Origin of the sequence: Calothrix sp. NIES-2098 (assembly GCF_963875125.1) — a bacterium.
Classification (GTDB): domain Bacteria; phylum Cyanobacteriota; class Cyanobacteriia; order Cyanobacteriales; family Nostocaceae; genus Aulosira.
The window spans coordinates 3,243,071-3,257,374 of record NZ_CAWNKJ010000001.1; the positions used below are offsets into that span (position 1 = coordinate 3,243,071).

Here is a 14,304-nt window from a genome sequence, read left to right on the forward strand (position 1 = left end):
ACAAGTAGAGAACAAGTAAAAATTTTAGTTGAGGTCAAAATATGTTAATTGCTATATGCGTCGCAACTTACCAAAGGCCTGAAGGATTAAAACGCTTGCTAGTTGGTCTGAATCAGTTAACTTTTAGTTATGTTGAACATCCTAATATAGAAGTTATTGTTGTTGATAATGATGCCAATCGCTCGGCTGAAGCATTGTTTGAAGACCTCAAGCCGAACTTCAAATGGCACCTGAAGTATGTTAGTGAATCACAACGCGGCATTTCTTATGCTCGCAATAAAGCCGTAGCATCCGCCTCACAAGATGCAGACTTTGTGGCTTTTATAGACGATGATGAATTTCCCGAACCAAATTGGCTAGAAGAGCTGTTATCTGTACAAAAAATGCATGATGCCGATGTCGTAGGTGGGCCAGTTTTGCCTCGCTTTCTCACAGATGATGTTCCACAGTGGGTAATCAAAGGAAAATTTTTTGAGCCGCAGCGTTATCCTACTGGCTATCTACTCAAATTTACAGCTACTAATAATGTTCTGATTCGTTCTCAGGTATTGAAGAGGATGAATAAAATTTTCGACGAGCGTTTTGCTTTAACAGGTGGAGAAGATACTCACTTCTTTATGCGTGTTTACCGTGCTGGCTACAAATTGGTGTGGGCAGATGAGGCGATCGCTTATGAGTATATACCTCAAAGTCGAATTAATGTGAAGTGGATTCTCCAGCGAGGTTATCGCTGTTACAGCACCTACGGGTTGTGTGAAAAAGAATTTGATCCCTTACTGCAAGTGTTATCTAGACGAATTACCACCGGGGCTGGAAGAATTGTTCTAGGAATAATTAGTCTGTTTCCATCTCTATTTCTCAGCCGACATTTGTTGATTGCAGCCTTACTTCAAATTTATCGGGGTGCAGGAATGTTATCAGGTTTAGCTGGGAGAAGTTACCAAGAGTACAAAAGCGTTCATGGTGTTTGATTGATAAATAAATATATTTCTCAGTCATGACACTTGAGAGTATATCACTAGAAATTTGGTGTTTTATATGCTCAAAAATAGGTTAATAACTAGAAGATCTGCTTTGTGGTTAGGCTTAGGAACTGTAGTAGGCATAGGTGCTTTGGTAAAAGGTAAAACGACGGACTGGAGCGATCGCAATCAAGTCCTTGGCACTCCAAAAAGAGACTTCAGTGTTGTTGGAAAATTTTCTTTAAAGCAGCGAGCAGCTTCCAAGGGTTTGATTTATGGGATAGCGATTACTTATCCTAGTATCTCATCAGATCAAAAACTGGCTGCCCTGATTGCTCAAGAGGGTGGGATGCTGGTCCCAGAATGGGAACTCAAGTGGCAACCCCTCCGCCCCGATCCAGTCAATTTTGATTTTACTCGTACGGATTGGATAGCTAAATTTGCTCGCACTCATGGGATGCTTATGCGAGGGCACACTCTAGTTTGGCATGAGTCTTTGCCACCTTGGTTCAAAGAAACAGTCAATCGTCAAAATGCCAAACAGTTTTTGACGCAACATATTCAAAAGGTTGTAGGCCGCTATGCAGGACAAATGCATTCTTGGGATGTGGTAAATGAAGCGATTGACGTAGATGATAAACAGCCCAACAGTTTGCGGAAAACGACATGGTTGGAGTTGTTAGGCCCAGATTATATTGACCTTGCTTTTCGTGTTGCTGCTGAGGCTGACCCCAAAGCTTTGTTAGTTTATAATGACTACGGATTGGAGTATGACACACCTAGACATGAAGCTAAAAGAAATGCTGTCCTAAAATTACTAAAAGGTTTGAAATCTAGGGGAGTGCCAATTCATGCTCTCGGCATTCAATCTCACTTGGATGCTAGTGAAAAGCATTTTAATCCTAGAAAATTAAAGAATTTTCTGAGCAATGTTGCAGATCTGGGTCTGAAAATCTTGATTACAGAGCTAGATGTAACAGATAACAAATTACCTTTAAATCCTGCTGTACGCGATCGCATTGTTGCTACAGTTTATGAGGACTATCTCTCAACAGTATTGAGTGAAAAAGCAGTGATCGCTGTACTCACCTGGGGATTTAGCGATCGCGATACCTGGCTGTCAGGCTTTAGACCGCGTTCTGATGGTGCAGCAGTCAGACCTTTACCTCTGGATGCCAACTTAAAACCGAAATTAGCATGGAATGCGATCGCCAGAGCATTAGATCGTGCCCCTAAACGCTAATTGTTTTTTCTCTGTAAATGTAACTAAAGCCTTATTGATAACTTCATAGTTTTGTTATCTAATTAGTATATACTACTGTTAACTAGTATAAGCAATTGCAAAGTAATGCTTCATGGCAACTTTAAATAAATAAATATTTTATTAGTCTATTGCCTCAAACCTGCAATTTTGAAAGTTTTATGTAGGAAAGACCTATGGAATCAAGAGAATCTATTGATTTAGACTTTGGTCGTTACTTATCGGTACTGAAACGGCAATGGATACCTGCTACTACTATTTTTGCATCTACAGTAGCTGTTAGCGTTATGGCTACAACGTTTATGAAGCCATCCTATGAATCAGAAGGGAAATTACTATTCAAAAGTCCCTCTTTTAACGTAGTAGGAACGAATCTTTTGCCTAATGGCTCTGAAGGACAGGCAACAGGAGATTTGAAATCTTTAGTATCCAATCAAAACCCTATTAGCAGTCAAATAGAAGTTATTTCTTCTCCCACATTGTTGCAACGAACAATAGACGAACTACAACTCAAAAATGACAAAGGCGAACCGCTAACAGTTGAAGCCCTAAAACAACGCTTAACTCTGAAAATTGTTGGCGGAACAGATGTATTGCTAGTTAGCTATAAAAGCCCTGACCCGGAAACAGCAGCGGCAGTAGTTAACACAGTGATGAATATTTACTTGGAAAACGATAGTAATACAAATCGGGCTGAGGCAGAAGCAACTCGTAGATTTATGGCCAAGCAGCTACCTAACACAAGAGCTGCTGTTCAGGAAGCGGAAGGAGCGCTCCGCAGATTTAAACAGAGTAATAACATTGTTGATTTAATCGAGGAGACAAGATCCGCAGTTGCGATTATTGGCAATTTAGACAATAGTATTAATGCTACTAGAGCTGAATTAGATCAAGCAACAGCCCAAAGTAACGAACTACGTCAAAAAGTAGCTTTAAATTCTCAACAAGCGCTTTCTGCAAGTGCTGTGAGTCAGTCACCAGCAGTACAGGGAATTGTGACACAACTTCAAGATGTAGAACGGCAGTTAGCTACAGAACGCAGCCGTTTCCAGGATGAAAACCCTGTCATTATTAATCTAGAAGCTAAAAAAGCTAACTTGAAAGCTCTTTTACAACAAGAAATTGGACAGGCTGGTGGCAATCCATCAAATATTCAACCAAGAACATTACAAATAGGCGAAACTAAGCAAAACCTGATCAATACTTTTCTGCAAGCAGAGGTTCAACGTCAAGGTTTAGCTCAAAAACTGACTTCCTTGTATAATTCTCGAGGTGCTTACGAAAAACGGGTAAAAGTCATACCCCAGTTAGAACAACAACAACGCGAGTTAGAAAGAAGGCTGGAAGTAGCCCAATCTACTTACCAAACACTCTTGAAAAAGATTCAAGAATTGCAAGTAGCAGAAAATGATAATACGCCTAACGCTCGGATCATTGCTAGAGGTTTAGTTCCCACTAAACCAGGATTAGGGCTAAAACCCATAGTTTGGCTTTTGGGTATTTTGTTAGGTGCCTTTTTGTCCACGACTGCTGTTGTGTTTCTAGAAACGAGAGACAGATCTCTCAAAACACTCAATGAAATTAGAGAAATATTTGGTAGATACACCTTATTAGGGATAGTTCCCTCATCTACGAAAAAGTTGCGATCGCGTAATCGAGAGGCAGAATTAGCACCTCCAGAAATTGCGGTTATAGATACGCCTCAGTCTTTAACTAGCGAAATCTATCGCATGATTCAAGCCAATTTGAGATTTTTGAGTTCAGATAAGGTACTAAAAACTATTGTTGTCAGTAGTGCAGTTCCTAAAGAAGGCAAGTCTACAGTTTCGGCTAACTTAGCAGCAGCGATCGCGCAATTAGGACGCCGAGTTCTATTAATTGATGCAGATATGCGAGTTCCTTCTCAGCATCATCTGTGGCAAATTACCAATTCAGCAGGATTGAGCGATGTACTTGTTGGCGAAGCTGAATTTAAAACTGTTGCTTGTAACGTCATCGAAAATCTTGATGTTTTAACTGCTGGCGTTAGGCCTCCTAATCCACTGGCTTTGTTAGATTCCAAACGGATGGCATCATTGATTCAGGATTTTTCCAGTCAATATGATTTTGTAATTATTGATGCCCCACCTCTGCTGCTTGCCGCTGACGCTTCGACTTTAAGCCACATGACCGATGGAATTTTGTTAGTGGCTCGTCCTGGAGTCATTGATTCTAACAGTGCTAATCATGCTAAAGAGATGTTAGAGCGCTCCGGTCACAACGTCTTAGGTTTATTGGTGAATGGCATAGATGAGAAAAATGAATTTAGTCGTCAGTACTATACCAAAGAATATTTTCCTGCTGAAGAAGGGATGCAGGAATATAAGATACAAACAAGAAAGGATGGCGTTTTAAGTTCCTACAACAAATTTAAGTAAGTTTTGTAGCAATTTTAGGGAACTTACTAACAAAGTCATAGGGTGCATCTCATATTGGCAAATCCCCTGAAACCAAAATCTACTAGCTCAAAAATAAAGCTTGCTTTTGAAGGGTAACTTTAAATAAGTTTTTTGTTGTTGTTCATTCAGCAATGGGACTCTCTGGGATTTGGGCATCTCAGGGAATTCCAATATTGACGATATTGACAAGTTTGATTCTTCACAAATGATTTAAGATTACTAGTTTTGCCAAACTTTAATTAATAACTTTCGCTTTTTGCAGATATCGTCAAAAAAATCGTGAGATTAAATCATAACTTGAGGTCTGAATTCTGACTTTCAGTGTTCACGGGTGCTTACAAGTCGGGAAACCCCTTCGTACCCATCGCTACCGAAGCCCCTACGTCGCTACCGCTACGCTAAGACCACACAACTGTCCTCCACAACTTACTGTCTCTCCAACGCAGTAGCTTGGCTATACAAACGAAGTCCACTAGCCTGTGATAACGCCTAAAGGCGAACGCGGACTCAAGAATAAAAGCGTTAATTTAGACGGATTTGGTATCCTTCCTTCAAATTCAAGCAAATATTCTTCTAGATTTTTGCGGAATGTATCATACTACTCTAGAAGTCAATGTTGCGATTTAAACTTTAGCAATTGCTACCCACTTAAATGGTTAGCGCTAGGATATCCATGTCTTTTTTCGCAGTATAAATATGGCGCAAAATTTTTACGTAAATCCAGGGACTGGCAGTGATAGCAACGCGGGTAGCCAACAAGCACCCTTCAAAACGATTACCCAAGCCCTCAAGGTTGCTACTTCAGGCAGCAAAATTCAACTGGCAGACGGTAGTTACAATGCAACTACTGGTGAAATCTTCCCCCTAACTGTTCCCGCAGGTGTAATAGTGGTGGGTAACGAAGCCAACAAAGGTAGCAGCGTTGTGATTGAAGGTAGCGGTAACTACCTCAGCCGTACATTTGCTGGGCAAAACGTGACCTTCGTGCTACTGAATGGTTCAGAACTGCGGGGAGTAAATGTAACAAATCCAGCTACCCGTGGTTCTGCCGTTTGGGTAGAATCTAGTACGCCTACTGTTGCTAATAGTACCTTCAGCAATTCCAAGCGTGAAGGAGTCTTTGCCACTGGCGATGCAAATCCAGTAATTCTCGGCAATGTTTTCTCTGAGAATGCTGCCAATGGTGTTTCCATAGCTAAAAATTCTAAAGGGGAAGTTAAAAGTAACACCTTCTTTAAAACAGGTTATGGTATTGCTGTTAGTGATGCTGCATCACCCACAATTGTAGATAACAAAATTTCTGAAAACCGTTCTGGGATTGTTGTTTCTGGTACTGCCCGTCCTATTCTACGTAATAATATCAGTGAAAAAAATACTGATGATGGTCTCACGGTGATTGCAAGTGCCCTCCCAGATTTGGGTAGTGCTGATAATCCAGGGGGTAACGTTCTACGCAACAACGGTAAGTTTGATTTGCAAAACGCTGGTAGCAACACACTAATTTCTGTCGGTAATCAAATAGATCCGACTAAAATATCCGGCAAAATTGAGTTTGCTTCTACTCCAATCCCAACGCCGACACCCACACCAACACCAACTCCCACTCCTACACCGACACCAACTCCTACCCCCACGCCAACACCAACACCAACGCCAACTCCCACCCCGACACCCACACCAACGCCTACACCCATACCTATACCTGTACCAACTCCTACACCGACGCCAACCCCCACTCCTACACCAACGCCTACACCTAGCGACTTAACAGACATTGGTAATCATTGGGCAGCTGCGTTTATTCGAGAATTAGTTAAACAGGGGATAGTTAGCGGTTTTCCCGATCGCACTTTTAAACCTGATGCTACGATGACCAGGGCACAATATGCTGCCTTACTTGTAAAAGCTTTCAACCCATCTCCAAACCGTGCAGCTACCAAATTCAAAGATGTGCCAGCAGACTTTTGGGCAGCTAAGGTAATTCAGCAAGCATATCAAGGTTTGTTTCTCTCTGGTTTCCCTGATGGTAGCTTCCACCCCAACCAAAATATCCAGCGCGTGCAAGTTATAGTCTCTCTGGTAAATGGGCTGGGATTATCTGGTAGTGGTACAACAGCTTACAAATTTGATGACCAAGCCAAGATTCCCGACTATGCCAAGGATGAAGTAGCAAAAGCGATAGATAAGGAGATTATTGTCAATTACCCGAATCCCAAACAACTTAACCCTACCCGCGATGCTACACGCGCTGAGGTAGCGGCACTAGTTTATCAAGCTTTAGTAGATGCTGGCCGTGTAGCGGCGATTAAATCGCCTTATATTGTAGTTGGTTAATTTCTAGAAATAGCCGACAGGTTAGAACCTGCGGCTATACAAATAAAGCCCGCTTTTGCGGGCTAGAAATAACTAAGAAAAGATGTTAGATCACACTAATTCATCAGGATCAACACCTAATTCTTTGAGTTTAGCAGCCAAAAGTTGCGATCGCTCCTATCCTGTCAGCAGTAAATTAGTTTGCTTATCCCACCAACGCAACCACGGGAGTTATAAATTCTGATAGCGACCTTGCCAAATTCCTAATTCCACACCCATCGCTTCAATTGGGTAATATCCGCATTCATTTTTACAAACTTATGCTTCTGTTCTCACCGTTTTCTAAATTAATTCCCTGAATTCTCAATAAATCAGAATCATTAGAAACCAGAATCAAGCCGCGTATAATTGCTGTTGCAGCAATCAATATATCTTGTTCTTATATCGACAAACCCCTGCGTTGTAAATCCACATGAATTTGGCAGGCTTGTTCAATAATATCTATATCATCTAAAAATAAAACTTCATATCTTTCCTGAAATTGCTCAAATTCCGCTAGCTGCTTTGTAGCATTTGCATATAAAAGTCCTCTTTTAATTTCATAATAAGTTATGCAACTAATGAATATTTTTTGCCCTGCAATATTGGCATTATGTAATCTCTTCTCAACAGTTGTGTTTTTTTAATAATGTAACTAACAATATTTGTATCTAGTAAATAAGTCACTTTGTTTATTTGCGCTTTATTGCTTCATCGTACATTTTGATTTGTTCTGGTGTCAAATCATTTTACGTACCAGAAACAGCCTCTAAAACGAGATTTTTATCAATTCTATTTGTTAAGTCATCATCTTTAATCACTCGCATTTCCTCTGGAGAAAGCTTGCCAAATAGGTCTACCAGCATTTCAATCATTTCCCATTTTTTTAATTTCACCCAATACAAGCTATTTTTTTTAAATAGTTTGTCTAATATCGGTGAGATGCGATTAAAAAGTTCTTGATTGGAGCTAGAAATTTCTTGCATAATTATTGCCAATTTATCACAGACTGATTCTAGTAGGGTGACTTAGTTGTTGCTTGCCTAGCCAACTAAACCGACACCTGGAATTTAACGAATCTTTATCTCTGTTAAGTATTTATGTGGTATCATCCAGCCAAAAAAGCAAATAAGCTGAAAAAACTTATTCAGAGTTCAAAAGCGTGGATATCATTCAAAATATCAACGAAGCAGCTACATTTGCCTCAGTAGGAGCAATAGTTGGCGTTACGGTGTACCACAGTATTGGAGGTGCTGGTTTAGCAATTGGAGGAACTGCTTACGGAATAGGTTTATTAGGATTTGCTGGAACTGGTGCCGTTGGTGGATTAGCTGTTTACAGTATAAAAAAGTCAGTCTTTGGTTAATGAAGCTTTGCTCTCATAACATGTTTTAGCTTCAACTTGCAGGTAAGTCATAGCATAAAATCTCAATTCCTTGTTTCACAACTTTTTTAAGGAGAAATTCATGATATTAGATTTATATAAGCTTGGTAAAGAAATTGCCCAAGATGCCAATAAATTATTTGATAATGTACGCCATAATGGTCAACATGATTTGGGAGAAACAATGTTACGTGATAGCCGTAATCGGGAATGGAAAGTAAAAGTACGGCGCACAGGAAATCGGGGACGTTATCTGAAAATTTCTTCCTATCCTGATTATAAAAAAAAGCTTAGAGCATCAGCAGATCAATATAAATCTTATTTACAAATTACTGTTGATGAATGGGAGTTGTTTTATCGGGCGGCAGCAGGGCTAGAGAATTCTCGTGTTAGGGTTGTTTTAGACAGATTAGTAGGAATATAAAGCAACAGAAATCTCAAAATTAGTTGCTATATAGGGGTAAGGGCACAACATTGTTGTGCCCTTACAATAATTTATGTGTCGCAAACATTAGACTTCTTGCACGAATGTTGGAGAACCAGAATTTTAAGCCTCACGCAAACACGGAAAGACGCAAAGAGTTACAGAAAATTCACCTGTTTAGTGGGCATAATCTGATTAATGCAAGAAGTCTATTATGATGAATTAGATATGACTTGAAGCTGTAAAAAAAGGCGGGCAAGATGCCCACCCTACAAGAAAATTCAGAGAATATGCTGTGATTATTAACCCAACAATGCTTTTGCTTTAGCTAACACATTTTCAACGCTAAAGCCAAACTTCTCTAAACAAACGTTACCGGGAGCAGAAGCACCAAAGCGATCGATGCTTACAACATCGCCTTCGGTGCCGACATACTTGTGCCAGCCGAAACTGGAACCAGCTTCTACAGATAACCGCTTGGTGACAGCTTTTGGTAGAACAGATTCTCTGTAAGCTGCATCTTGTGCTTCAAACAAATCCCATGCAGGTAGAGAGACAACACGGACTTTATGACCTTCGGTTGTCAGCTTTTCCGCAGCAGTGACAGCGAGGCTCACTTCTGAACCAGTAGCAATGATGATGAGATCGGGTGTACCTTCGCTATCCACTACTATGTATCCACCCTTGGTGACGCCTTCAATTGATGTACCTGCCAAGTTGGGTACGTTTTGACGGGTGAAGGCTAACAAAGTAGGAGCGTTGTTCTTTGCTCTTTCAATGGCTACTTTGTATGCACCGGAAGTTTCGGTTCCGTCTGCGGGGCGAATCACTGTGAGGTTGGGAATAGCACGCAGGGAAGCTAATGTTTCGATGGGTTGGTGGGTGGGGCCGTCTTCACCTTGTCCAATAGAGTCGTGGGTCATTACCCATATACCACCGGCTTGAGACAAAGCAGATAAGCGGATGGGTGCCCGCATGTAATCTGTGAAGATGAGGAAGGTAGCACCGTAGGGAATTAAGCCCGAACTGTGTAATGCTATACCATTCACAATTGCACCCATGCCATGTTCCCGTACACCATAGTGGATGTTGGGGTTTTGGTATTGTCCTTTTTGGAAGTCGCCCTTACCTTTGAGTTCGGTTAAGTTGGAGTGGGTTAAGTCAGCGGAACCACCGATTAGCTCTGGTAATACTGCCGAGAGTTTGTTCAGGCAAGTTTCGGAATGTTTCCGAGTAGGTAATGCTTTGTCTTCGGGGGTGTAGGTTGGTAGTACTTTATCCCAACCATCAGGCAATTTGCCGCTTAGATAACGTTCAAATTCAGCTGCTTCTTGAGGATATTTAGCTTTGTATTCAGCAAAAGCTTTGTTCCATTCAGATTCATAGCCAGCACCACGCTCAACTGCTTTGCGGGTGTGGTTGAGAGCATCTTGAGGAACTACGAAAGGCTCGTATTCCCAACCCAAGTTTTTCCGAGTTAATGCGACTTCATCTGTACCTAAGGCAGCACCGTGAACGCCAGCGGTATTGGCTTTGTTGGGGGAACCGTAACCGATGGTGGTTGTGACTTTAATGAAGGAAGGCTTATCGGTAACAGCCTTAGCAGCTTCAATTGCTTTAGCGATCGCGTCTAAATCGGTGTTACCGTCTTCAACGTGTTGGACGTGCCAACCATATGCTTCAAATCGCTTGGAAACATCTTCGGTGAATGCCACATCTGTGGAACCGTCGATGGAGATGTGGTTGTCGTCGTACAGAGCGATGAGTTTGCCTAATCCCAAGTGCCCTGCGAAAGAACAAGCTTCACCAGAAACACCCTCCATGTTACAACCATCACCTAAAATCACGTAGGTGTAATGGTCAACAATTTTGGCATCGGGTTTGTTGAACTTAGCAGCGAGGTGGGCTTCTGCTATTGCAAAACCGACTCCATTAGCAATTCCTTGACCTAGCGGCCCGGTAGTAACTTCTACACCAGGAGTCATGAAGTTTTCGGGGTGTCCGGGAGTTTTAGATTCCCACTGACGGAATTGCTTGATGTCCTCAATGGTGACGCTGTCGTAACCATACAGGTAGAGCAGGGCATACTGCAACATGGAGCCGTGCCCAGCAGATAGGATAAAGCGATCGCGGTTAAACCACTTGGGATTTTTGGGGTTAAACCGCATAAAGCGATCCCAAACTACAAAAGCCATTGGAGCAGCGCCCATCGGCAGCCCTGGGTGCCCCGATTTTGCTTTTTCTACGGCGTCAATAGCCAAAAAGCGAATCGAGTTAATAGAAAGTTCTTCGAGGGATTGGGTTGCAACAGCCATAATCTCTTGTTTTTAACGACGGGTTAGCACTCTTGGTAGCTCACTTACCGGGGAGGCAAAAAAGGGCGTGGATTTTCTTCCCTTTGATTGCCGTGTTGTTTTCACATTCCCCTATCATCATCCCACTCTCGATTGTTGATGGACAAGCGGGAGATGTTGAGTTTGTGGTGATAAATCCAGCTAATAATTGGGTCGTTTTGAACCCTTGGTTTAGTTGGAAATGACATCTAAGACACTTTTCCCACCTAATTCAGCGGAGCGACCAGCCGATCGATTGGAAATTTTTAGATGTACTTCTTAAAGGCTAGCGTGACATTGTGACCGCCAAACCCAAAAGAATTAGATAATGCCACGTTCACTTGTTGAGCGCGGCTGGAATTAGGAATATAATCCAGGTCACAATCTGGATCGGGATTTTCTAAATTGATTGTTGGTGGAACTCGATCGTTAGCAACCGCCAGTACTGTAGCTACGGCTTCGATACCTCCAGAACCGCCCAAAAGATGACCTGTCATCGATTTGGTAGAGCTGATAGCTACCTTATAGGCATGGTCGCCCAAGGCCTTTTTCATCGCAGCTGTTTCAGTGCCATCATTAGCTGGGGTGCTAGTGCCGTGAGCGTTGATGTAGTTCACCATCTCTGGGGTTAGTCCCCCATCTTTCAGTGCTATTTCTATGGCTCTGGCTGCTCCTAACCCACCAGGGACTGGGGAAGTCATATGATAAGCATCACAGGTCATCCCATATCCAACCATTTCTGCATAAATGCGAGCGCCTCGGCTCAGGGCGTGTTCTAGTTCTTCCAGCAGCAAAATTCCCGCCCCTTCACCCATGACAAATCCATCGCGATCGCGGTCAAACGGACGGCAGGCATTAGCCGGGTCATTGCGAGTCGAAAGTGCCCTAGCTGCGGCAAATCCAGCTACACCCAAGGGTGTAATCGCCGCCTCACAACCGCCGCAAATCATGGCTTTGGCATAACCCCATTGAATCTGGCGAAAAGCATCCCCGATGGCATTAGAACCAGCAGCGCAAGCAGTCACAGAACAGGAATTAGGGCCTTTTGCTCCCGTATGAATCGCTGTTAATCCGGCTGCCATATTGGCGATCATCATGGGAATCATGAACGGACTACAGCGGTCGGGGCCGCGGTTCAGGTAAACTGTTTGCTGGTCTTCTAAAACCTTTAGTCCACCAATACCAGAACCAATAATTACGCCGACTTGTTCTGCATTCAGTTCATCAATCGCTAAACGCGCGTCCGATACAGCTTGTTTTGCAGCCGAAACCCCAAACTGGGAAAACCGATCCATGCGCTTGGCGTCTTTGCGGTCTAAGTAATCGTGTGGATCGAAGTTTTTGACCTCACCAGCAATGCGGCAATCATGGCGCGATGCATCAAAAGCGGTGATGTAGTCAATGCCATTACGACCACTCAACAATCCTTCCCAATACTCAGCTGGTGTGTTACCAATCGGTGTAATCGCGCCAACACCAGTTACCACAACGCGCTTACGTTTATAATCTGTCATGACTAAGTTAAAGGTGGCGAGAAAGCAGCAAAAAGGGAGTACTAGAGATTAGGGATTGGGAACTGAGGGAATGGAGTTTTTCCTGATCCCCAATTCCCACGCCTCGATCCCGAATCGCTTTTCAGGCAGATGCAGCAGCTTTGCTGTTGATATAATCCACTGCCTCTTGAACCGATAAAATCTTTTCAGCGGCTTCATCAGGAATTTCAATATCAAATTCTTCTTCAAAAGCCATTACCAGTTCCACAATATCCAAGGAGTCAGCTCCTAAATCATCAATAAACGTGGATTGTGGTCTGATAGTATCAGCCTCAACACCCAGCTGCTCGGCGACGACTTTCTTGACTCTTTCAAAAATTTCCGCTTGGCTCATAGATAATAAATTCCTTAACCAGTTGCTACAATCTGCTCTTTATCGGCGACATTGTTTTGAGCATATACATCTTATCGGAAAGCGCGATCGCCCGTATACTGCCGAGAGATTTTCTCACAGCAAACCCTTTAGCTGTTGTTGGCGGCAACACTTGGGTATGAGGGCAGGCAATGCGATGTCTTCGACGGGCTACGCCTACGCATACACTCTAAACATGTGTCTGCTTTGCAATTCTTACTGATTTTTTTTACAATGTCCAAATTCGGATACATAGCCTTGCAAGCTACACTGGCAAGGGAAGATCGATAATTTATTGTTGAGAGCTGTTGCTTTCAATCAAATATACTTATATGCTATCTCAAACACTGAAATACGCTTACTTTCCTGGTTGTGTTGCCCAAGGTGCTTGTCGAGAACTGTATCAATCAACTCAAGCCTTAACTCAAGCATTAGGAATTCAACTAATTGAACTGAAAAAAGCTGCTTGCTGCGGTTCAGGTACATTTAAAGAAGATTCTCAACTGTTAGAAGACACAGTTAATGCTCGGAATATTGCTTTAGCAGAAGAGTTAAATTTACCTCTACTTACTCATTGCAGTACTTGTCAAGGTGTTATCGGTCATGTCGATGAACGGCTGAAAGAATGTCGGACAAAAAAACCGGAATATGTTGAACAAGTGAATGGTTTGCTAGCGAAAGAAGGCTGTTTGCCTTATCGCGGTAGTACGGAAGTTAAACATCTTCTTTATGCCTTAGTCACAGATTACGGTTTAGAAGAAATTACTAATCGTGTCACCCACAAGTTGACTGGATTAAAATGCGCGGCGTTTTATGGTTGTTATCTTCTGCGCGCTCAAAAATCTATGCCTTATGACGATCCTTACCGCCCAGAAGCAATGGAAAATGTTTTTCGGGCAGTCGGTGCAGAACCAATTTATTATCGAGGTCGCACCCAATGTTGCGGTTGGCCTTTAGCTAGTTACGCCACTACCGAATCTTTTAAGATGGCGGGGACGCATATTGAAGAAGCTTTAGCTGTTGGGGCTGATTGTTTAGTTACTCCTTGCCCTTTATGTCACCTCAATTTAGATTCTCGTCAGCCAGAGGTAGAAAAGGTAATTGGCAAGAAGTTAGGTTTGCCAGTGTTACATTTACCCCAGTTAATTGCTTTGGCGTTAGGAGTTAGTCCCAAAGAATTGGGTTTGGAACGTCATATTGTTTCGACCAAGCCAGTATTAGAAAAATTAGGGTTTTAATCAAGAA

Annotated in this window: 12 protein-coding genes and 2 pseudogenes; 7 read left to right on the plus strand and 7 right to left on the minus strand. The window is 42.4% G+C overall.

Annotation, left to right across the window (positions count from 1 at the left end):
- Positions 1-41: 41 nt before the first annotated feature.
- The 4 genes from AACU33_RS13565 (at position 42) to AACU33_RS13580 (ending at position 6,995) form a co-directional block, all read left to right on the plus strand.
- Positions 42-971, plus strand: a complete 930-nt coding sequence (locus tag AACU33_RS13565; RefSeq protein ID WP_096589197.1) for a glycosyltransferase family 2 protein — start codon at positions 42-44, stop codon at positions 969-971.
- Positions 972-1,038: 67 nt separating this feature from the next.
- Positions 1,039-2,205 carry an endo-1,4-beta-xylanase gene (locus tag AACU33_RS13570; RefSeq protein ID WP_096589198.1) on the plus strand — a complete coding sequence of 389 codons (1,167 nt, stop codon included), beginning with the start codon at positions 1,039-1,041 and terminating at the stop codon, positions 2,203-2,205.
- A gap of 194 nt (positions 2,206-2,399) precedes the next feature.
- On the plus strand, positions 2,400-4,640 hold the full coding sequence (locus AACU33_RS13575) for a GumC family protein (RefSeq protein WP_096589199.1): 2,241 nt from the start codon (positions 2,400-2,402) through the stop codon (positions 4,638-4,640).
- Positions 4,641-5,357: 717 nt separating this feature from the next.
- Entirely contained in the window at positions 5,358-6,995 is a 1,638-nt protein-coding gene (locus AACU33_RS13580) for a DUF1565 domain-containing protein (protein WP_096589200.1), read from the plus strand.
- A 156-nt stretch (positions 6,996-7,151) separates the two neighbouring features.
- Here AACU33_RS13580 and AACU33_RS13585 read toward each other — a convergent pair.
- The 3 genes and pseudogenes from AACU33_RS13585 to AACU33_RS13595 all read right to left on the minus strand — a co-directional run.
- A pseudogene (locus AACU33_RS13585) lies at positions 7,152-7,283 on the minus strand (Uma2 family endonuclease); the annotation flags it as partial.
- A gap of 1 nt (position 7,284) precedes the next feature.
- Positions 7,285-7,700: pseudogene (locus AACU33_RS13590) on the minus strand (PIN domain-containing protein).
- 62 nt (positions 7,701-7,762) lie between these two features.
- Positions 7,763-7,999, minus strand: a complete 237-nt coding sequence (locus tag AACU33_RS13595; protein WP_096589201.1) for a hypothetical protein — start codon at positions 7,997-7,999, stop codon at positions 7,763-7,765.
- A 176-nt stretch (positions 8,000-8,175) separates the two neighbouring features.
- Between AACU33_RS13595 and AACU33_RS13600 the strand changes: the two genes are divergently transcribed.
- Both AACU33_RS13600 and AACU33_RS13605 read left to right on the plus strand, forming a co-directional pair.
- The gene (locus AACU33_RS13600; protein WP_096589202.1) at positions 8,176-8,379 is read left to right on the plus strand and encodes a hypothetical protein; all 204 of its coding nucleotides are present in this window, start codon (positions 8,176-8,178) and stop codon (positions 8,377-8,379) included.
- A gap of 100 nt (positions 8,380-8,479) precedes the next feature.
- Positions 8,480-8,821 carry a hypothetical protein gene (locus AACU33_RS13605; RefSeq protein WP_096589203.1) on the plus strand — a complete coding sequence of 114 codons (342 nt, stop codon included), beginning with the start codon at positions 8,480-8,482 and terminating at the stop codon, positions 8,819-8,821.
- Positions 8,822-9,123: 302 nt separating this feature from the next.
- Here AACU33_RS13605 and tkt read toward each other — a convergent pair whose 3' ends face one another.
- The 4 genes from tkt to acpP form a co-directional block, all read right to left on the minus strand.
- Complete coding sequence (gene tkt / locus AACU33_RS13610) at positions 9,124-11,136, minus strand: transketolase (RefSeq protein ID WP_096589204.1); 2,013 nt, start codon at positions 11,134-11,136, stop codon at positions 9,124-9,126.
- Positions 11,137-11,237: 101 nt separating this feature from the next.
- Positions 11,238-11,363: a hypothetical protein gene (locus AACU33_RS13615; protein WP_339375990.1), complete on the minus strand. Its 126-nt coding sequence runs from the start codon at positions 11,361-11,363 to the stop codon at positions 11,238-11,240.
- 57 nt (positions 11,364-11,420) lie between these two features.
- A complete protein-coding gene (gene fabF, locus AACU33_RS13620; protein ID WP_096589205.1) occupies positions 11,421-12,668 on the minus strand; it encodes a beta-ketoacyl-ACP synthase II in 1,248 nt (415 codons plus the stop codon).
- A 121-nt stretch (positions 12,669-12,789) separates the two neighbouring features.
- Entirely contained in the window at positions 12,790-13,041 is a 252-nt protein-coding gene (gene acpP, locus AACU33_RS13625) for an acyl carrier protein (protein ID WP_096589206.1), read from the minus strand.
- A gap of 350 nt (positions 13,042-13,391) precedes the next feature.
- Here acpP and AACU33_RS13630 point away from each other — a divergent pair, with 350 nt between their 5' ends.
- A complete protein-coding gene (locus AACU33_RS13630) occupies positions 13,392-14,297 on the plus strand; it encodes a CoB--CoM heterodisulfide reductase iron-sulfur subunit B family protein (protein WP_096589207.1) in 906 nt (301 codons plus the stop codon).
- Positions 14,298-14,304 lie beyond the last annotated feature (7 nt).

Bases quoted from the DNA above. Each gene is read 5' to 3' on its own strand.
- AACU33_RS13615 (WP_339375990.1), bottom strand. From the start codon at position 11,363: ATGTCATTTCCAACTAAACCAAGGGTTCAAAACGACCCAATTATTAGC.
- AACU33_RS13580 (WP_096589200.1), top strand. From the start codon at position 5,358: ATGGCGCAAAATTTTTACGTAAATCCAGGGACTGGCAGTGATAGCAAC.
- AACU33_RS13630 (WP_096589207.1), top strand. From the start codon at position 13,392: ATGCTATCTCAAACACTGAAATACGCTTACTTTCCTGGTTGTGTTGCC.
- AACU33_RS13575 (WP_096589199.1), top strand. From the start codon at position 2,400: ATGGAATCAAGAGAATCTATTGATTTAGACTTTGGTCGTTACTTATCG.
- AACU33_RS13605 (WP_096589203.1), top strand. From the start codon at position 8,480: ATGATATTAGATTTATATAAGCTTGGTAAAGAAATTGCCCAAGATGCC.
- AACU33_RS13565 (WP_096589197.1), top strand. From the start codon at position 42: ATGTTAATTGCTATATGCGTCGCAACTTACCAAAGGCCTGAAGGATTA.
- AACU33_RS13595 (WP_096589201.1), bottom strand. From the start codon at position 7,999: ATGCAAGAAATTTCTAGCTCCAATCAAGAACTTTTTAATCGCATCTCA.
- tkt (WP_096589204.1), bottom strand. From the start codon at position 11,136: ATGGCTGTTGCAACCCAATCCCTCGAAGAACTTTCTATTAACTCGATT.
- AACU33_RS13570 (WP_096589198.1), top strand. From the start codon at position 1,039: ATGCTCAAAAATAGGTTAATAACTAGAAGATCTGCTTTGTGGTTAGGC.
- acpP (WP_096589206.1), bottom strand. From the start codon at position 13,041: ATGAGCCAAGCGGAAATTTTTGAAAGAGTCAAGAAAGTCGTCGCCGAG.
- fabF (WP_096589205.1), bottom strand. From the start codon at position 12,668: ATGACAGATTATAAACGTAAGCGCGTTGTGGTAACTGGTGTTGGCGCG.